Annotated in this window: 11 protein-coding genes; 6 read left to right on the top strand and 5 right to left on the bottom strand. The window is 64.5% G+C overall.

Annotated elements, in window-relative coordinates; genetic code table 11:
- Positions 1 to 3 precede the first annotated feature (3 nt).
- Complete coding sequence (locus tag PX52LOC_RS21125) at positions 4 to 834, bottom strand: hypothetical protein (protein WP_149111955.1); 831 nt, start codon at positions 832 to 834, stop codon at positions 4 to 6.
- Positions 835 to 1,186: 352 nt separating this feature from the next.
- Between PX52LOC_RS21125 and PX52LOC_RS41685 the strand changes: the two genes are divergently transcribed.
- The 3 genes from PX52LOC_RS41685 to PX52LOC_RS21110 all read left to right on the top strand — a co-directional run bounded on the left by PX52LOC_RS41685 (position 1,187) and on the right by PX52LOC_RS21110 (position 5,784).
- Positions 1,187 to 1,513, top strand: a complete 327-nt coding sequence (locus PX52LOC_RS41685) for a hypothetical protein (protein ID WP_178132563.1) — start codon at positions 1,187 to 1,189, stop codon at positions 1,511 to 1,513.
- Positions 1,514 to 1,800: 287 nt separating this feature from the next.
- On the top strand, positions 1,801 to 2,169 hold the full coding sequence (locus PX52LOC_RS21115) for a TPR end-of-group domain-containing protein (RefSeq protein WP_390637555.1): 369 nt from the start codon (positions 1,801 to 1,803) through the stop codon (positions 2,167 to 2,169).
- Between the two features lie 357 nt (positions 2,170 to 2,526).
- A complete protein-coding gene (locus PX52LOC_RS21110) occupies positions 2,527 to 5,784 on the top strand; it encodes a S41 family peptidase (RefSeq protein ID WP_149111953.1) in 3,258 nt (1,085 codons plus the stop codon).
- Positions 5,785 to 5,793: 9 nt separating this feature from the next.
- Here PX52LOC_RS21110 and PX52LOC_RS21105 read toward each other — a convergent pair whose 3' ends face one another.
- On the bottom strand, positions 5,794 to 7,737 hold the full coding sequence (locus PX52LOC_RS21105; RefSeq protein ID WP_149111952.1) for a tetratricopeptide repeat protein: 1,944 nt from the start codon (positions 7,735 to 7,737) through the stop codon (positions 5,794 to 5,796).
- A gap of 226 nt (positions 7,738 to 7,963) precedes the next feature.
- Here PX52LOC_RS21105 and PX52LOC_RS21100 point away from each other — a divergent pair, with 226 nt between their 5' ends.
- Positions 7,964 to 8,647: a HEAT repeat domain-containing protein gene (locus PX52LOC_RS21100; protein WP_149111951.1), complete on the top strand. Its 684-nt coding sequence runs from the start codon at positions 7,964 to 7,966 to the stop codon at positions 8,645 to 8,647.
- A 176-nt stretch (positions 8,648 to 8,823) separates the two neighbouring features.
- Positions 8,824 to 10,287 carry a DUF1501 domain-containing protein gene (locus tag PX52LOC_RS21095; RefSeq protein WP_149111950.1) on the top strand — a complete coding sequence of 488 codons (1,464 nt, stop codon included), beginning with the start codon at positions 8,824 to 8,826 and terminating at the stop codon, positions 10,285 to 10,287.
- 55 nt (positions 10,288 to 10,342) lie between these two features.
- On the opposite strand, the gene PX52LOC_RS21090 is transcribed toward PX52LOC_RS21095, so the two are convergent.
- Complete coding sequence (locus tag PX52LOC_RS21090) at positions 10,343 to 14,728, bottom strand: S8 family serine peptidase (RefSeq protein WP_149111949.1); 4,386 nt, start codon at positions 14,726 to 14,728, stop codon at positions 10,343 to 10,345.
- 258 nt (positions 14,729 to 14,986) lie between these two features.
- Here PX52LOC_RS21090 and PX52LOC_RS21085 point away from each other — a divergent pair, with 258 nt between their 5' ends.
- Positions 14,987 to 15,892 carry a DUF58 domain-containing protein gene (locus PX52LOC_RS21085; protein WP_149111948.1) on the top strand — a complete coding sequence of 302 codons (906 nt, stop codon included), beginning with the start codon at positions 14,987 to 14,989 and terminating at the stop codon, positions 15,890 to 15,892.
- A 45-nt stretch (positions 15,893 to 15,937) separates the two neighbouring features.
- On the opposite strand, the gene alaS is transcribed toward PX52LOC_RS21085, so the two are convergent.
- Positions 15,938 to 18,622 carry an alanine--tRNA ligase gene (gene alaS / locus PX52LOC_RS21080; RefSeq protein ID WP_149111947.1) on the bottom strand — a complete coding sequence of 895 codons (2,685 nt, stop codon included), beginning with the start codon at positions 18,620 to 18,622 and terminating at the stop codon, positions 15,938 to 15,940.
- A 64-nt stretch (positions 18,623 to 18,686) separates the two neighbouring features.
- Complete coding sequence (larC, locus tag PX52LOC_RS21075; RefSeq protein ID WP_149111946.1) at positions 18,687 to 19,850, bottom strand: nickel pincer cofactor biosynthesis protein LarC; 1,164 nt, start codon at positions 19,848 to 19,850, stop codon at positions 18,687 to 18,689.
- Positions 19,851 to 19,903: the final 53 nt, after the last annotated feature.

Raw genomic sequence — 19,903 nt, 5'->3', positions numbered from 1 at the left:
TCCTCAGGAGAGATGGCTTTTATCGTAGGAGATGGGTTCGAGCGTTTCGACCTCCAGGCGGTGGAAATACTCCATGACGGCGACGGTCGTGATGGCCCCGAAGACGTGCCAGAGCCAGTGCGTGCCCATCGGCAGGTCCCCGAGGCCGGTGTTGTCCACCAAACGCATGAACCACGCGATGGCGAAGCTCGCGAGCGCCGCCAGGACCAGCCCGCCGTGGCGGAACCGGGTGCGGGCCAGGGCGAGGAACAGCGGTATTAGCAGCACCACGGCGAGCGAGGCGTAGGAGATGTTCACGATCATGTGCGGGTTGCCGCCGAACGTGCCGAGCAGGCCGCGGAAGAGAACGCCGTTGAGGAACAGGTAGCAGCCGACCGCCGCCGAAACGGCCAATCCCACCCGCCCCCATCGCCGCCACCCGGTGTGCGGAGTCAGGCGCACGGCCAGGTAGATCGCGCCGGCGAAACCCAGGAGCGAGATCGGCACCACGTCGAGGATGAAGTAGGCGTACCGCGAGCGGTGCATGTGGTAGAGCGTCCCGCCGATGCCCCCGGCCAGCAGCACCGGCAGGCACGCCGTCACGAACGGGTGTCGCCGGTAATTTCCGCGCAACCGGACTGCCCAGGCGATGACGATCAGCACGAACAGAAACGCCGTGACGGTGTTCCACGGTTCGGCCACACGCCCGGGTAGAAGGGCCAGCGGATCGGGTGGAGATTCCTTGTAGATCGGCCCGCCGTCGACGAGGCGCGGACCGCCGCCGCTCAGGAAGAAAGTATCGGGCGGTGGCAAGTCAGAATTCTCGACTCCGGCGGTCGAATTGGTCTCGGGCATGGCACTTCCTACAGTGTTGTAAAATCATGATAGGAATTCAGTTACGGCGCGGAGATGGGATGAGAGAAGGTTGGCGGATTCGGGTCTGGGAATTTCATGCGAATCTGCTTGACACGACTTGGGGCGTTCCTAAGAAGCGTCTACCTCGGATCGAACCCGGCTGGCCTTTCCCACAAATCAGCCGCCCGTGTTGGTCTCGACATCGACCTTGACCGGACTCGCGAATGACATTACCCAGGCTTTCGAATTTCTCGCAAAGCCTGGAGTGATTTTTGGAGTTTCGACGGGCGGACGCCGATAGGTGTGCAATCCCGGCGAACCGCTGTCCCCTTACGAGACGGAGGAAGTGCATATGACCGCGCAACTCTTGCTGACGCTGCCCGGATTGGCGGCGGAACGACGACGGTGGGCCGAATCGCGAGTGGACAACATTCGCCTCGCGTCCGAAGAGGAAGAAGACGACCTCGAAGACGAGGATGACGACGAGGACGACGACGATCTCGATGATGACCTCGAAGACGACGAGTTCGGCGACGATGACGACGACGACTTTGACGACGACGAACTCGACGACCTCGACGACGAAGAGTTCGACGACCTCGACGACGAAGACGACGACCTCGACGATGATGATGACGACGAGGACGACGAAGAAGACGACGAACCTGACGAGGCGTAAATCGCCGCGAGGATTTCTCGACGGAAGCCCAGACAATTGTCTGGGCTTCTTGCGTATCCGGGCCGTCCTACCGGACCCGGCCGGCAAAAATGTGCCCACGATTCCGTCTCTGCGGTTGTGGCGGTCCGTTTCTTCGATGTATACTCGGAATGTGGGTGAGGCTGTGGCCGGCCCCCGCTCGGCCCAGCCGATCCCTTTGGAAGAGTTATTCACCGGGGATCGCCATGCCTAACTCTGGTAAACGTCCGAATCCCTCTCCCGAACCCGCCCGTGGCTCCGCCTTGGCCATGTTGGCCGAGCGGCCTCAAGTTGACTTCGAACTCGAATTCTTCGACGCCCTTTTGGCCCGCGTGCCGGACTTTGCCGAGGTGCTCCGCGCCCAGGCGAGTAACTTCACCGTGAAAGGCCGCTTCAAGGACGGTCTCCGGGTCGATCAGCGACTCGTGGCCGTGCGACCGCAGGACGCGACTGCCCACTACAACTTGGCCTGTCGGTACGCCATCCTGAAGCAGCGAGACTTGGCGATGAAGACCCTCCGCCGGGCCGTGGAACTCGGCTACCGCGACTTCCGCTTCATGGTGCAGGACACCGACCTTGAGTCGATTCAGAAGGACCCGCGTTTCCGGGCCATGCTTCGCGAGTTCGGCATCAAGTAAGAGCGAAGAAGGGCCTCGCGCAAAGCCGCCACGTCGCAAAGATGAGAAGGCAAAGAAGAGCTCTTTCCGAACACCGGTGAAGCCTCCGCGAGATCGCGGAGGCGCTCGCCCAAAAGGTAGTTGACAATCTCTACTCGTTTTCCTGTCTTCTTTGCGACTTGGCGGCTTTGCGAGAGATCCTTCTTCTTTCTCTTCACATCCTCTCTCGACCGGATTCCCGGTTTATCCGTTTCCCCTGATTCGTCTATTCGGGAATCACCACTCGCGGCGGACTATGCACCTGCCGTCGCCGAGTGTTAAGATGGGTAAACAATACCGCTCTCCGCACACGCTCCACCACCGGGGACATCGCCAATCATGCTCCGTCACCTTTTGATCGCGTTCGTCGCGCTCGCGCCCACCTTCGCCGTGGCCCAGGACCCTATCCGCTTCGCCCGGACGCCGGACATCTCCGCGGACGGCAAGCTCCTCGCGTTCAGCTACCTCGGCGACATCTGGACCGTCGAAGCCATCGGCGGCGTCGCCCGCCCGGTGACGATGCACGAGGCCCACGACCTATATCCTTGCATTAGCCCCGACGGCCGCCAGATCGCGTTCTCGTCGAACCGCCACGGCAGTTACGACGTGTTCGTGGTCGCGGTCCACGGCGGTCGGCCGAAGCGGCTGACCTTCGACAGCGGCATGGACGTCGTCAACGGTTGGACGCCGGACGGCAAGAACATCGTCTTCAGTTCAACCCGCTCCTCGAACTACCCCATCGGCCAGGACGTGTACACCGTGTCCGTCGATGGCGGCCAGGAGAAGCGGTTGAACCTGTTCGAAGCCAAGGAGGCTTACTTCTCGCCCACCGGCAACCACGTCGCGTTCGTGCGCGGGCCGGGGTTGTGGTACCGCAAGGGCTACCACGGTTCGTCGAACGACGACATCTGGATTTCGGCGGCCGACGGTTCGAACGCCCGAAAGCTGACGACGTTCGACGGCCAGGACACATCGCCGATGTGGTCGCCGGACGGCAAGAAAGTCTTCTACGTGAGCGAAACGGCCGACAAGCCGGGGTTCGCGAACATCGTCGTGCAGGACGTGCAACCCGATTCGGCCGCCCTGGCGACGAGCTTGCCGAAGGCGCTGACCGCCCACGGCGAAGACTTCGTCCGCCGGGCACGTATCAGCAAGAACGGCGACTGGATCGTCTACGAGTGCGGCGCGGACTTGTTCGTCGTGAACACCCACACTGGCCAGAGCCGCAAACTCGCCATCGAGGTTCACGCCGATGACAAGTCGAACACCGAGCGTACGGTCACGTACACCCGCGATGCAACCGAGTTCGCCCTGTCGCCGGACGAGTCGCACGCCGTCATCGTCGTCCACGGGGAACTGTTCCTGACGAAAGTCCCGACCGGCGGCAAGGCTACGCGGCTGACCGACACCACGGCGTTCGATTCGTCGCCGGTCTGGTCGCCGGACGGCAAGAAGATCGTCTTCACCTCCGACCGCACCGGCGTGACCGACCTGTACCTGCTGGAACCCGACGACGCCGAGAACCCGGAACTGACGAAGGCCCACAAGTTCAAGACGACCCGCCTCACCGACACGACGGAGGACGAGACCGGCGTCGGGTTCTCGCCGAAGGGCGACCTCATCACGTTCCTCCGCGGCGGCAAGCTCTGGTCGATGAAGCCGGACGGCTCGGACGCCAAGATCGTCGTCGATGACCTGCAGGTGATGGACTACGACTGGTCGCCGGACGGGAAGTACCTCGTTTACGCGAAGATGGACGGCTCGTTCGCCAGCGAAATCTTCATCAAGCCGCTGGACGGTTCGCACCCGCCGCGCAACGTGACCCGGTACGCTACCTTCAACGGCGACGTGACCTGGAGCAACACCGGCGGCAAGGTCGCGTTCCTCAGCCAGCGCCGCGGCAACTACTCCATGCACGTCCTGTCGCTGTACAAGCCGACGGCCGACGGCAGCACGCCGAGCCGGACCGCCGAGCCGGACTGGGACGACATCCACCAGCGCGTCGAGCGGGTGAGCAGCACGACGGCGGAAGGCGGTTCGATCTCGCCGGACGGCACGCAAGTCGCCTTCCGCTCGCTGTCCAGCGGCGACGACCTCTGGGTCGCCGGCAGTGACGGCCGCTCCGTGACCCGCCTGACGACCGGGAGCCAGTCGCCGCACGGAATCCGCTGGTCGAAACGAGCTGGCGGCATGATCTACTTCCTCAACGGCATGGGTGAACTCCGCGGCGTGCGGTCGAGCGGGTCGGCCACCCCGAGTGCGCTGTCGTCGGTGTTCGGCAGTTCGAGCAGCGAGCCGATGCGTGTTCCCTTCTCCGCCAAGATGACGATCAACCGCGACGAGGAATTCCAGGAGATGTACGCCCAGAGCTGGCGGACGCTCAGCGATTACTTCTACGACACCAAGCACCACGGGGCCGACTGGAAGAAGGTGCGGGCGAAGTACGCCGACCTCGTCCCGCACGTCGCCCAGCGGGAAGACTTGTACTCGCTCATCAGCCTGATGCTCGGCGAACTGAACGCCTCGCACCTTGGCATATCCGGCCGAATGCCGGTCCCGGACGAGGTGACGGCTGACCTCGGGCTGATCTTCGACGAAACCTTCGCCGGGCCGGGCCTCAAGATCGCGGAAGTTCTCAAGCGTGGCCCGGCCGACAAGCGCGGCCAGAACCTCAAGGCCGGCGACGTACTCCTCTCCATCGATCGCACGACCCTGAGCGACAAGACCAACCTCAGCCAACTGCTCAACAACAAGGTTGGCGAAACCGTCCTGCTCGACGTGGCCGACGGCAAGGATAAGCGACGGGTCGAGGTAAAGGCGGAAAGCCGGGTCCGGATCAGTGACCTTATGTACGAGCGGTGGGTGGACAACAACGCGGCACAAATCGCAAAGGAGAGCAACGGCAAGGTCGGGTACATCCACATCCCGAGTATGGACGAGGCGGGCCTCGAAATTTTCGTGCGGTCGCTGTACTCGGACAACTTCGACAAGGAGGCGATCGTCCTCGACGTTCGCAACAACGGCGGCGGCTTCACCCACGACCAGGTGCTCGCGTACCTCGTCGGCAAGGAACACACGATGTTTCGGCAGCGGAACGGCGGCGAGGGGTGGGTCATGCGAAGTTATGACCGCAAGTGGTCGAAGCCGGTGTCGCTGCTCATCAACAACCGCTCGTACAGTGACGCGGAAATCTTCCCGCACGCCTTCCGCAGCATCGGCCTCGGCAAAGTCGTCGGCCAGGCGACCGGCGGTCACGTCATCGGCACGTACCAGATTCGCCTGATCGACGGCTCCAGCTTCCGCGTGCCCCGCACCGGCGTCTTCACCACGAAGGGCGTGAACATGGAGAAGGAGGGCGTACAGCCCGACATTGCCGTCGAGCAGTCCTTCGCCGACTGGCAGAAGGGGCATGACACGCAGTTGACCGAGGCGCTGAAAACCGTGCAGACCGACGTGGTGGCCTGGAAGAAGGCGAAGGGGATGCCCGTGGCCGCGGCCGAGCCGCTCGTGAAGCCGGCCACCAATAAGCCCGAAGCTCCGCCGGTGGCCGTCCCGCCGACGAAGGCTTCCGCGCCGGCGGTGAAGACGGGCAACTGACCGCTGCGATTACTTGTCGTCCCGATACGGCTTCCCGTCCTCGTACAACTTCAACCGCGCCTCGATGGCCTTCACGTCGTCGGGGTGCGCCTTTTGCGCCTTGGCCAGCCCGAGCGTCTTTTTCTGGATCGTGACCGCGTCGTCGTACTTGCCGGCGGCGGCGTGGGCCGCCGCCGAGGTGTCGTGGTAAACCCACGGCGCGTCCGGCTTGCGGTGAAGCTTCACGTACCATTCCAGGGCCTTCACCGCCAACTCGACGGGGTCCCGCCCGTTAGGATTGATGGCACCGACAGTCGTGGCCAAGTACCAGGCGTACTGCTGAGCGACGTAATGCCCACGCACGGGAACGTAGGCCGCCTCGTAGTCCTCGACGGCCTTCTTGTGTTCCTTCAACTTGGCGTAACTATTCGCCCGCACCACCAGAACGCCGAGCGTCCCGTAGTCAAGTTTGAGAGCCGCCGTGCAATCCGCGACGGACTCCGCGAACTGCTTCTTCTCGCACCGCATGATGGCATGCACGATGATCGTTTCGGCGTTGTCCGGATCGATCTTCCGCGCCTGCTCCATCCGCGCCAAGGCCGCGTCGAAGTCTTTTCGAAAGTAGTCCACCCGCGCGCGGTCCGCCAGAAAGGTCCCAGACTTGGGGTCGATTCGCAGGGCCTGGTCGAATTCGGCCTGGGCCCGATCGAGGTCGTACCGTTCGAGCCAGACGTAGCCGCGGTTATGGTACGCCAGGCCGTAAGCCGGATCGGCTTCGATCGCCCGGCCGTAGTCGGCCATGGCCCGGTCGACGTCGTGGAATTGCATATAGGTGTGGCCGCGGTTGTTGAAGCACCGGGCGGCTTGCTTCGGTTGCCTCCGGGCGTCGGCCGTATAGTCGTTGATCGCCCTTCGGTAATCCTCGGCCGACTTGTAAGCGTTGCCCCGGCCGTAGAGGGCGTTGGGGTGTTGGGGGTCGAGCCGCAGGGCTTCGGTGTAGTCTTCGACCGCCTTGGAGTAATCCTTCGTCTCGGCGGCCAAATGGCCCCGGGCGTAATAGGCTTCGGCGTAGTTCGGATCGAGGTCAATGGCCCGGTTGATGTCCGTCAATGCCCGCTCATAGTCTCTCTTGGCCTGCCAGAGCCCGCCGCGGTTCATGTACGGCAGGTTGTACTTTGGCGCGAGTGCGATGGACGCGGCGAAATCCTTAAGAGCCTTATCCCATTCCTGCTTGTCCCGCCACAACAGGCCCCGATTGTTCAGGGCCACTTCGTCCTTAGGAAACAGTTCGAGTTGTTTGGTGTAGTCGGCGATGGCCTTGTCCTCATCTCCCTTCGCCTTCCACAAGATGGCCCGAAGAAGGTACCCCTGGGAGGCGACCTGCGGGTTCCTCTCGATGGCGGCCGTCACGTCGGCGAGACCCTTGTCGTACTCGCCCAGTTCTTGGTAGGCGCACGCGCGGTAGAAATAGCCCTCGGCCGCCTTCGGTTGGAGGCGGATGACAACCGTGAAGTCGGCCGCCGCTTTCTGATGGCGGGCGTGGAAGAGGTGCAATCGCCCCCGCTTGGCGTACCACCGCGGGTTGTCCGCGTCCAAGGCGATGGCCCGGCCGTAGTCGGCGACCGCCCGGTCGTGGTCACCGAGGCTGTGGTATGCCAACCCCCGACGGCCGTAATTCACGCCGGCCTTCGGGTCGGCCTTGATGCGGCGGTCGAACTCGCCGACCGCGTCGTCGGTGGCGATCAGGTCGGCCTTCGCGACGTACCCGAAGCCGGTCAGTTGGACGGCGTCCCCTTCGTCCTTGAGAACCACGAAGACCTCATTCGGGTCCAGCGTCGGCCCGTCAAACGTCAGTTTGCCGTCGGTGCCGATCCGCCCGGTCTTCACCGGCTCGGTCTTGGCCATGACGTGCTTGCGGGTCCATTCCATCTCGGCTTGGCCGGCGAGCAGAGCGGTCAACAGGAGGGCTGTCATGGGCAAGCCTCGGGGACGTGGGAGTGAGTCGAAATTATCTCCGGCGACCGTCGGCCGGGTCAAGCGGATTCCCGCGCGGCCGGTCCGCTGCCGGTTCCGCCGGTCGCACGAGCTATGAGATGGGCCGATCCGTTAATGCGGGTCGGCTTTTTTCACGATCGGGATTGCGCCGATCCGATCGTAGAATATGTTGGACGATGAACACCGACTCCGTGAGGGAACAGCCGTGCCCGAACCGTTGATCGTGACGTTCTACCTCAAGCTGCCGCAGCCGTCGCCCGCCGACGATCAGGAGCTTTGGCAGGCCGGGGTGCAGGAGGCGATCCGCGACTTTCGAAACGCCGTGCGGAACAACTATTCGGAAGGCACCCTCCAGCGACTCGTCACCCACGCCGACCCGCTCGCTCGTCAAGGCTCGGTCCTGGCGCTCGGCCTCATCGGCACGCTCGCCTCGAACCCCGTCATCGCGGCCGCCCTGCGGGATTCCGACTGGCTCGTGCGGCGGTTCGCCGAAGACGCCCTGTGGGAAATCTGGTACCGCGGCGACAACTCCGAGCACTGCTGGTGCCTGCAACAGGCGATGCAGTTGAACGACTTCGCTCAGACGATTGCGGCCCTCGACGACCTGATCCGCGAGGCTCCTGAATTCGCGGAAGCCTACAACCAGCGGGCGATCCTGCTGTTCCGCCGCGGCGAGTTCTCGCGGAGCGTGACCGACTGCAAGTCGGTCCTCCGGATGAACCCGTTCCATTTCGGGGCCGCCGCCGGGTTGGGCCAGTGCTTCCTCAAGATGAATAAGCCGCGGGCAGCCCTGAAGGCATTCAAGCAAGCGCTCGAACTCAACCCGGCCCTCGAAGACCTCCGCCAAGCCGTGCAAGCCCTTCGCGAAGCCCTCGACGACGGCGACTGACGCCTTCGCCTTATGGAACCGAGAGCGGGAGCGACGGGGTGGAATGCCTCACCCCGTCGCTCCCGCTCTCGGTTCCAAAGACGTGGCCCTTTCCGCTTGCTCCACCACGGTCGGTCAATTACACTTCTTAATACCCACCCACCGCCTTCGCACGTTCGCCTTCGGAGACCCTCCCCATGCTCGTGATTCCCGGTGAAGTTAGTCGCGACACGTGCGACGGCATCAGCCGCCGTGAACTGATTCGCTTCGGCAGCCTGTCACTCGCCGGTCTGTCGCTGGCAAACGTGTTCGCGTCCGAAGCGAAGGGGAACGCCCCGTCGAAGGACAGTGGCGGCCGCGGGTTCGGCAAGGCGAAGAGCGTCATTCTGATCTACCTGCAAGGTGGGCCAAGCCACCTCGACCTGTGGGACCCGAAGGAGAACGTGCCGGACAAGGTCAAGAGCGTCTTCAAGATCGCCCCGACGAAGCTCACCGGCACGCACGTCACGGAACTGCTGCCGAAGATCGGCAACATTCTCGACAAGACGACGCTCATCCGCAGCATGAGCTACACGCCGAACGGCCTGTTCAACCACACGGCCGCCATCTACCAGATGCACACCGGGTACACGACCGACAAGGTGTCGGCGTCCGGCCAACTGGAGCCGCCCAGCCCGAAGGACTTCCCGACGCTCGGCTCGAACATCATCAAGTTTAAGCCGCCCGAAGTGCCGATGCTGCCGTTCGTCATGATGCCCCGGCCGTTGCAAGAGTCGAACGTCGTCGGCAAGGGCGGCACCGCGGGCTTCCTCGGCAAAGCCTACGACCCGTACCTGCTCTACCCGTCCGGCGACGACCTCGACATGGGCAAGATGGACCGCATCAAGGTCGACGACCTGAAGCTCCGCGAAGACCTGACGCCGGAACGAATGAACCGCCGGGCCAGCCTGCGAGACACGGTCGCGAAGGGAATGCCCGAGATCGAGAAGGCGGTCAGCAAGTTCGAACTCGACTCGTACTACGGCAAGGCCCTCGGACTCGTTGTGTCGGGCCGTGCCCGCGATGCCTTCGACATCACGAAGGAGAAGCCGGAACTCCGCGAGAAGTACGGGAAGAACACGTTCGGCCAGTGCTGCCTGCTCGCCCGCCGGCTCGTGGAGGCCGGCACGCGGTTCGTCGAAGTGAACTGGCCGAAGGTCGCGAACAGCGACAACCACTCGTGGGATACGCACGTCGGGCTGTCGAACCGGCTCAAGAATCAAGCCGCCCCGATGTTCGACGCCGGCGTCTCGGCCCTGATTGAAGACCTCGACCAGCGGGGTTTGTTGAGTGAGACGCTCGTCGTGGTCGTCGGCGAGTTCGGCCGCAGCCCACAGCGGGGTGTCAGCACTTCGGGGAACGCGAACAACGACGACGGCCGCGACCACTGGCCGTACTGCTACACGGCCCTCGCCGCCGGTGCCGGCATGAAGCGCGGCTACGTTCACGGCAAGAGCGACAAGACCGCATCGGCCCCGCTCGAACACCCGGTCCACCCGACGGAACTGCTGGCCACGATCTACCACAGCGTCGGCATCAAGCCGGACACGATCGTGTACAACCACCTGAACCAACCACGCGAGTTGGTGAAGGGCGAAGTCGTGACCGGCTTGCTGAGTTGAGCGAGAGAAATGCAATCGAAGCCAAAGCCCCGCGACGAGTGTCGCGGGGCTTTTTTCATCCCACGTACGCGCCACTGAACGTCTCGGACAGGCCGTCGAACGCCCCGAAGTCGGACAGCGTTGGCGGCACCCCTTGGCTCACGTCGGCCCCGGCGTACTGGCGAATGCGACTGCCCGCCCCGAGGCCGTCGGCCGTGAACAAATCGCTCGTACTGCCGAGGGTCTGGCTGGGCTTCACGGCCACGCGGACGCCCGCCCGGCTGTCCAGGTCGCCGGAAAAGAAGTCCGCGACCGCCGTCTGATTGCCCGTCGTCGTGAGCGCCTGGCCGGACAGGATCAGCACCCGCGGGCCGCCGCCGGGACCGGCCCCGATCACGAGGTCGGCGAAGCGGTCGGCGTCCATCAAGCCGGCACTGAGGTAAACGCCGTTGCGGAGCGACGGGTCGAAGGCGAAGAAGTCGTTGAACAGTTTCTGCGGGGCACCGCCCACCAGGGACCGGCCGTCGTAACCCGCGACGCGCGGACCGCCGCCCGCCCCGGCCGCGACGATCAGGTCGCGAGAGCCGTCGCCGTTCAGGTCGCCGATGGCCGTCCGTGCCCCGCCACGGAAGTTCTCGTCGGCGATGCCGAAGAAGTCGGCCAGCGTACCGAGCGTTGAGCCGTCCAGGATGCGCACCCGCGGCCCGCCGCCCACATCGGGCGAGAGGACGAGGTCCGCGATCCCGTCGCCGTTCAGGTCGCCCGCGGAGACGAACAGGCCGCCGGTGAAGGTGTCCTCGAAGGCCATGAACTCCGAAAGAACGGCGAAGGTCTTGCCGTCGAAAATGCGCACCCACGGGGCGGCACCCGGCCCGGCCGCGGCGATGATGTCTTCGACGCCGTCGCCGTTCACGTCGCCGGTCGCCACCCGGACGCCGCCAGTGAAGCCCGGTTCGAAGGCCACGAACGTCTTCAGGATGACGCCGGTAGCCGTGTCCAGCACGCGAATCGTCGGCGACCCGCCGGCGTCAGCCCCCAGCACCGTGCGGTGAACGAGGGGCGGGTCGTCGTTGGTCTGACCGATCGGGCGGGAGAAGGCCAGGCCCACGTCGCCGAGGAACAGGTTACCGGCCGCGTCTTGAATGCCCGAGTCCGCCCCCTTCAATTGCACGCGAATGTACGGCAACTTGGACACGTCACTCGGGAACCGCAAGACCGCCGACAGGCCGTCGGCCGCCCGGTCCAGGGTGGACGTCTGAATGTTGATCGCCCGACCGTTAATGTCGAAGGCGGCGAAATCGCTCACGTCCAGGCCGGTGATCGGCTTGTTGGCGAAGACGGTCAGGCCGACGAGGCCGTTGTTCTCGTAAATGCCATCGAGGCTGAAGACCGGCGCCGTGGTGTCGACCGTCCACTGCGTCGAGACGCCCGCCGGTTGGCGGGCCGGTTCACCAGTCGGGGCGGGGGCGGCCACGCCAAAGGCGTAAGTGCCCGCCGCGGCCGTCAGGTCGCCGAGGCCGAGCAGCGAATACCGTAGGCCGACATTGATGAGCGTCGACCCGTCCAGCGACAGTTGTTGTCCGTCGCGGGTGAGGGACAGGTTCGCCACGCTCAATCCGGACAGTTGTTCGCTCAGCGTAAAGTCGATCGACTGAATCGAGTCGTTCCGCACGGCCGGCGTCACCGGGGTGATCGTCACCGTGGCCGGGCTGGTGTTTCGCTGCAAGGTGAAGTTCGACCCGACCGCGAGGGGGGCGTCCGGCGTCAGGGCCACTGAAAGTCGAGCCGTACCCCCTACGGGAATCTGGTAGCCGGCCGGCACCATGACCGTCACCGGGTAGGTGCCGGCCGGCAGTCCTGGTAAAGTGTAGTAGCCGTTGGCGTTCGTCGTCGTCGACTGTTCGCCGGGGTTCAAAACGCCGTCGCGGTTCGCGTCCACGAACACCGTCGCCAGCCCGACCGGCTTGTTCGTGTCAAGTAGCACACGGCCGACGATCCCGGCGGTCTGCACCAGGCCGACCGTCACCGGCGGGGCGTTCGGGTTCGTCGTGTCGATCACCACGGGGGAACCGCTGCCCGCCGCGAAGCGGTAGCCGGCCGGTGGGATCACGGTGACGGGGTACTGGCCGGGCGGCAGGCCGTTGAACGCGAAGAACCCGTTGGCGTCGGTGACCGCCGTCGGTTCCGACGGGAACGTAAGCATCACCGAGGTAAGGGTGCCAACGGACCCGGCAACGGCGTCCGTGACTTCGACCTGCCAGTTCCCGTTCCCAACGTGCCCGAAGAGGTTCGTGAACGGTTCCACCGGGGCCAGTCGGTACGACGTGACGCGGTCGCTGCTGGAGACGCTCTCCGGGGTGCCGTCCTCGAAATGGAGGTCGAACGTCGAACCGGACGCGAAATTCCCCAAGGCCCGGTGGTCGAGTAACTTTACCCGCGTCCCGTCGGGCGCGACCAGCACGATCGTCAGGTCGGCCGTGTTGGGGTGTACCAACTCGATGTCAACGCTCACACCCCCGCCGACTTTGGGTTGGCCCGCCACAACGATGGTGGCGACCGCCGACGGGCCGGCGTCGGGGATCGGCAAACCCACTTCCTGGCCGTACGTCTGACTCTCGAGTCGGCCGTTCCCGTTCACGTCGGCGAAGACCTGAACGCTGGAAATTGGCGGTTCGGTCGGGTCGTACTCTCCGTCTTCCTCAACGTCGTCGTAAATGATGCCACTGACCTGATAGGCGACGCCGAAGTTGCGGACGAGGTTGCCGCCGGCCGTCCCGTTGCCGTCGCCGTCCACGGGCGAACCGAACGGGTCACGCAACCCACCAGACTTCGCGGTGAAACGGTACAGACCGCGGTCAAGGGACTGGTTGACGGCAAACGACAGGTCGTTGGTGCCGATCTTGTAGTCGCGGCCGCCGTTGATTTCGAGCGGCAAGAGTTTGTCGTCCGCGGTGCCGAAGCGGTTGTCCGGGCCGGCCCAGCGGAGTTCGAAGTTGCTCGTGTTGACGGTCGCCGGGTCGAGTGGACTTTGCAACCGCAGGTTGAACGACGTGATCGACGGGGGCGAGTCCGCACCTTCCGCCGGCAGGCCGGTCAGCTTGCCGAGCTTGGTGACGATCTTGTTCCCGGAGACCGCCTTCGCGGCGTTCAGGCGGCCGGACCCGAGTTGGTCTTCGAAATCCGGATTCTTGGCGAGCAGACTATCCGCATTCGCCAACACCGCGGCCGCCACCTGATCGCGGGTGTACGTCGGGAACGCGCTCCAAACCAGGGCGGCGACGCCGGCGACCAGCGGCGTCGCCATGCTCGTACCGGACGTGGCGGCGTACCCGCTCACGGGGATCGTCGTTAAAAGGCCGTCGTCGGCCGTGCCGCCGGGGGCCGTGATGTCGATGCCGCTGCCGTAGTTGCTGTACGCGGTCTTCACGTCGTTGCGGTCGCTGGCCGCGACGAAAAGTGCGTCCTCGATCCGCACGCGGGGCGGGTTACTGACGTTCGTGTTGCCGGCCGAGTTCACGAGCAACAAGCCGCGGTCGTAGGCGAGATCCATCGCCGCGGTGTAAGTCGGGTCGTCCGCGAACGGATCGACGTTTATGCTGGTGTTAATGATCTTCGCGCCGTTCTGAACGGCGTAGCTGATCGCCCGCGCGAGGGTCAGCGACGTGGTGCCGCCGCCGCTGTCCACGACTTTCAGCGGCATGAACCGGATGCCGCCGGCTACCCCGGCGATGCCGGCCGCGTTGTCAATCTGGGCCGCCAACACCCCGGCCACTTCGGTCCCGTGGGCGTCGGCGATGGGGTCGGTCGGGTTGACGTTGTTGTTGTTCCCGACGAAGTTCCAGCCGTTCACGTCGTCGGTGAAGCCGTTGCCGTCGTTATCGACGCCGTCGCCGGGGATCTCGGCGGTGTTTGTCCAGACGTTGTTCCGCAGGTCTGGGTGGGTGATGCTTACGCCGTCGTCGAGGATGGCCACAACCACGCCCGGCGTGCCGACGGTCGTGTCCCAAGCCGTCGGAGCTTGAATGATCGTCTGGTAGTACTGCTGGCCGACCAGCGGGTCGTTCGGCACGCGCTCGCGGAGGTCGCCGACGCTGCTGGAGTAGATGAAGTTCGGGGCGACGCTGGTGTAGAGGCCGGTGCCGAGGAGCTTCTGTTGGATGAACGTGCTGCTCGCAATCGACGTTAGGCCGACTTCGAGTAAGCTCGTCGTGCCGGATGACAGGACGACGGTTGATCGCGACAGGTCGATGGACGCGGACAGGTCGAAAGCCGCGACGACGTTCTGGAGGTCACGGAGTGGCTGATTCGACCGCGTCACCGCGAGCAATTCGGTATTGGTCGCCGGGTTCGCGTCAGGCGTGAGGCGGTCTTCGAGCGATTCGATCCGCAAGCGGGCGGGGGTTGATTTCCGCGCAGGACCGGGGCGGCCGAGCCAGCAACGCAATTCTCGCAAGACCTTCATCGGGCGTCTCGTGCGGCCGGTTCCGTGCAAATTCCGTCGGTGTGTCGAGAATTCTCCTCAGACTTGAGACGAACTTCGACCGCCGGACGTTTTTCCAGTTTACACGATTCCGGTCGGATAATTTGTGAAAGTTGCCGTGCCGGGCGGGTGGGTTGGTGAGCCATGATACGCTGATTACGGTCCCACCTCGCGGGCAGATCGTATCACTTGGACGATTTTTCCGGTCGGCCGGCGGCCGGCAATCGTTATCCTTTCACCATGCCAGAATCCGCGCCCGCCGTCACCGACGCCCCGTTGCTCTCGCCGGAGTTCCTGCGCCGCCTGGAAACCCTCGAATTGGTGTCGAAAAAAATCCGCGCCGGCCGGATGAAGGGGGACCGCCTGAGCCGCCGCAAGGGCCGCGGGTCGGAGTTCGCCGACTTCCGGCCGTACAGCCCCGGCGACGACCTACGGTTCCTCGACTGGAACCTCTACGGCCGCCTCGACAAACTCTTCCTGCGGCTGTTCCTCGAAGAAGAAGACCTGCACGTCCACCTGCTCGTCGATACCAGCGAGTCGATGACCTTCGGTCAACCCACGAAGCTGCGGTACGCAAAGCAACTCGCCGCCGCCCTCGGCTTCGTAGGGCTAGTGAACCTCGACCGTGTGGCCATCACGGCCGTTGGCGGCCAGGGCGTGCAGATGTCGCCGCAATACCGCGGCCGGCCGAGCCTGTGGCGGCTCATCAAGTTCCTCGACGACCTACCGACCGGCGGGGCAGGCGACTTCTCGGCCGCCTTGCGGAAGTTCAGCATCCGCACGACCGGCCGCGGCGTGGTGATCGTGCTGAGCGATTTCCTCGACAAGGGCGGCTACGAGGAGGGTTTCCGCTACCTGCTGGCCCGCAACCTCGACGTGTACGCGGTGCAAATTCTTGCGGCGGAAGAGATCGACCCCGGTCTCGTCGGCGACCTAAAGTTAACCGACGCGGAAGACGGCGATGTGGCTGAAGTGACGATCAGCGCACCACTGTTGAAGCGCTACCAGGAAACGCTCGCCGCGTTCCGTGGTGGCCTGTCGAGCTTTTGCAATCGCCGGGGCATGGCCTACCTGTTCACGAGCAACCAGGTGCCGTTCGAGAAGCTCGTGCTGAACTACCTCCGCAACCGCGGGTTGTTGAGATGAAACGGGCGAAAGCCCACCCGCCGCGACGGGTGGGCTTTGACGGCCTCACTCCAACACCTGCGTCGCCATCTCCTTCGCCTTCGCCAGCGCTTCCGGCAACTTGCCCGCGTCCGTCCCGCCGGCCTGCGCGAAATCGGGCTTGCCGCCCCCCTTGCCGCCGATGATCGCGGCCAACGGCTTGATGACCTCGCCGGCCTTCGCTTTCTTCGCCAGGTCCGGTGTCAACGCCACCACCAGCGGCACCTTATCGCCCTCGTCCCAGCCGAAGACGATGAACGCCGACTTCGCCTTCTGCTTCACGCGGTCGAGTTGCTGTCGGACCACGTCCACGCCGGCCGGCGGCAGTTGGCCGACGACGACCTTCGTGCCGTTGATCGTGGGAGCCGATTCGAGCAAACCGTCCACCGTCATCGCCACGGCCCGCTTGAGTTGCTCGTTCAACCGCTGGATTTCCTGGTCGAGCGCCCCGACCCGCGTCGGAAGTTCTTCGGGCTTGCACTGGAAGCGATCCGTGAGCGTACCCACGGTCGCGGCCAGTTGCGTCATCGTCTCGGCGGCCACGCGGCCGGTAACAGCCGTCACGCGGCGAACGCCCTTCGCGACCGGCTCCTGGGCCGTGATCTTGAAGTAGCCGATGCCGCCGGTGCTCAGCATGTGCGTGCCGCCGCAGAACTCAACCGAGTCGTCGTGGTTCGCCTTCTCCGGCGTCTCCGGGCCGACCATGACCACCCGCACCGGGTCGGGGTACTTCTCGCCGAAGACCGCTCGCACGCCGTCCACCTTCTTCGCTTGTTCCAACGGCAGCGTCACTGCCGTTACAGGCAAATCACGGCTCACTCGCTGGTTAACGTACGCCTCGATCTGCCGGACTTCGTCGCCGGTCAGCGGCTTGTCGTGGCTGAAGTCGAACCGCGTCTTCGCCTCGTCCACGAGTGAGCCCTTCTGCTCGACGTGCCCGCCGAGAACCGTACGCAGGCCGAGGTTCATCAAGTGTGTGGCCGTGTGGTTCCGCATCACGTCAATGCGGCGGAGCGGCGACGGCGCGAGCGTCATCGTGTCGCCGACCGCGATCTCGCCGTCGAGCAGCGTGCCGAAGTGCAGGACCGTGTCGCCGAGCCGTTGCGTGTCCTCGACCTGGAACTCGACGCCCTGTGTCCGCAGGTCGTCAATGGTGCCAGTGTCGCCGACCTGCCCGCCCTGCTCGCCGTAGAAGTTCGTGCGATCGAGAACGAGGCCGACCTTCTCGCCGGCCGTCACCTTACCGGTCGTGACCATCGTGTTATCGACGACCCAGCCGACGACCTTCGCCTCGATCGTCTCGGGGGCGAACTTCGCCGCGTCGTCGGTCTTCGGCAATTCGCCCTTCACGGCTGCGACGACGAACTTTTTGCCCCCCTTACGGGCGCGTTCCTTCGCTTCTTCCATCGCCTTCTCGTACCCGGTCACGTCGACGGTCAGACCCTGCTCCTTCGCCATCTGCTGCGTGATGTCGATGTAGATGCCGTAGGTATCGTACAACTCGAAAGCGTCGGTGCCGCTGACGACCGTGCCCGTCGCGACCTTCGTCTTGTCGGCGATCTTCATGAACAGCTTGATGCCGCGGTCGAGGTTCCGCAGGAACGCGACTTCCTCGTCGCGGATCTGTTCGCGAACCTTCTCCGGGTTCCGCTTCAACTCCGGGAACGCCGTTCCGAGTTGTTCGACGACCGTCGGCACAAGTTTGTGCAGGAACGGTCCGTCGGTACCGAGGCACTGCCGGCCGTACCGTTCGGCCCGGCGGAGGATGCGCTTCAGCACGTAGTCGCGGCCGAGGTTGCCAATGACAGCACCGTCGGTCAGCGCGAACGTCAGCGTGCGGATGTGGTCGGCAATCACGCGGTACGCGATATCCTTCAGGTCGTCCATCTTCGCCGTGTACGGCTCGGCGTCGGTCGCCTTCTGGATTGCCTCGAAGATCGGCGTGAACACGTCAGTGTCGTAGTTACTCGTTTTGCCGTTCAGGACGGCACAGATGCGCTCGAAGCCCATGCCGGTATCGACGTGCTTCGCCGGCAGGGGCGTGAGGCTCTTGTCCGCGTTGCGGTTGAACTGGATGAAGACGTTGTTCCAGATCTCGATGACCTGGTCCGAGCCGCCGTTGACGAGTTTCGCCCCGCTCTTGTCTGCCGTGCGGTCGTAGTGGATTTCGGTACACGGCCCGCACGGCCCGGTATCGCCCATCTCCCAGAAGTTGTCCTTCTTGTTGCCGAGGTGGATGTGCCCCGGCAGTACGCCGACCGCCTTCCAGATGTCGGCCGCCTCGTCGTCTCGCGGGATGCCGGCGGCCTCGTCGCCCTCGAAGACGGTGACGTGCAGCCGCGTCTTGTCGATCTGCCACACTTCGGTGAGCAGTTCCCACGCCCAAGTGATGGCGTCCTTCTTAAAGTAGTCGCCGAAGCTCCAGTTGCCGAGCATCTCGAAGAACGTGTGGTGGTAGGTGTCCAGTCCCACGTCGTCGAGGTCGTTGTGCTTGCCACCGGCCCTGATACACTTCTGCGTGTTGGCCACCCGCGTCTGCGGCGGCTTCTGAGTGCCGAGGAAGTACGGCTTAAACTGGTTCATCCCGGCGTTGGCGAACAACAGCGTCGGGTCGTCGAGCGGCACCACCGGCGACGAGGCGACGAACGTGTGCCCGTGCTTCTGGCAGAAGAAATCGAGAAACTGCTGGCGAATTTCGCTCGACGACGGCATGACGATTCCAGTACGCGGGGTGAGAGAATCAACACCTGACTAGACACGAATTTGTCGAAAAAGTTCAAGGGGCGGAGCGCACCGCCTCGTACACGTCCCGCAGGGGCACGCCCTGTTCTCGCGCAACTCGGGCCGCGTCCTCGTACTCCGGCGTCAGCACGGCGACGCCCGCGGCGTGCCCCCGCTTCGCCTTCATCGGCCCCCACGGCGTTTCGACCGTCACCGCTTCTCGCGACAACTTCGACCGGGCCGCTGTCGTGCGGCGAACACCGAACGTGGCCGTCTCGCGGAAGAGAATTGCTTCCAGGTCCGGCACACGGCTCGGTTCACATATGACGGTCAACAGTACGCCGGGGCGGTTCTTCTTCATCTGGATCGGTTGCGTGAACACGTCGAGTGCCCCGGCCGTGAACAGGCGTTCCATCGCGTACCCGATAACCTCTCCCGGGCAGTCGTCCAAGTTCGTTTCGAGAATGGTGACCGTATCCGCCAGAAAGCCCAGGGACGGCCGTCCCTGGGCTTTCCCCACTATCAATCGCAACACGTTCGGTTGCTCGATCGGGTCTTTCGTCCCGGCCCCGTGCCCAATCGTTTCGATGACCATCTCCGGCGTCTCGACGAACTCCGCGACGACGCTGGTCAGAATCGCCACACCCGTTGGCGTTGCGAGTTCGCCCTTCACGGGGCACTTCGCGATGGGCACGCCTTTCAGCAGTTCGGCCGTGCCCGGCGTCGGGACAGGCATGATGCCGTGCGCGCACTTCACCGTGCCGCTGCCGACCGCCACCGGCGAGGCCGTGAACCGCTCGACGCCGAGCAAGTCCAGTCCGACGGCCGCCCCGACAATGTCCGCGATGCTGTCGAGGGCCCCGACCTCGTGGAAGTGGACCCGCTCCAAGGGCATCCCGTGGGCGACCGATTCCGCCACGGCCACCTTGCGGAAGATCGTCGTCGCCAGTTCCCGCTGTTTCGGCGTGAGGGCCGCCTTCGCCAGAATGGCCTCGATGTCCGGCAGGAAGCGGTAATCTTCCTGGTCCTCGGCGTGGATTGTCACCTTCGTCGCCGCGAAGCCGCACCGCTTCACTTTCTCGACTTCGAGTTGAATCGGCAGGCCGAGAGATTCCAACACTGTTCGAATCGCGGCCGGATCGACGCCCGCGTCGATGACCGCTCCGAGGACCATGTCGCCGCTGACGCCGCTGAAACAATCGAAATGAGCCACACGCACGGAACGCCCTCCTGCTGAAAGTGTACAGGTTTCGCCAACCGCTGCCGGAGGCC

Source organism: Limnoglobus roseus, from assembly GCF_008254045.1.
Classification (GTDB): Bacteria; Planctomycetota; Planctomycetia; order Gemmatales; family Gemmataceae; genus Limnoglobus; species Limnoglobus roseus.
This window is presented reverse-complemented; position numbering and strand designations above follow the sequence as displayed.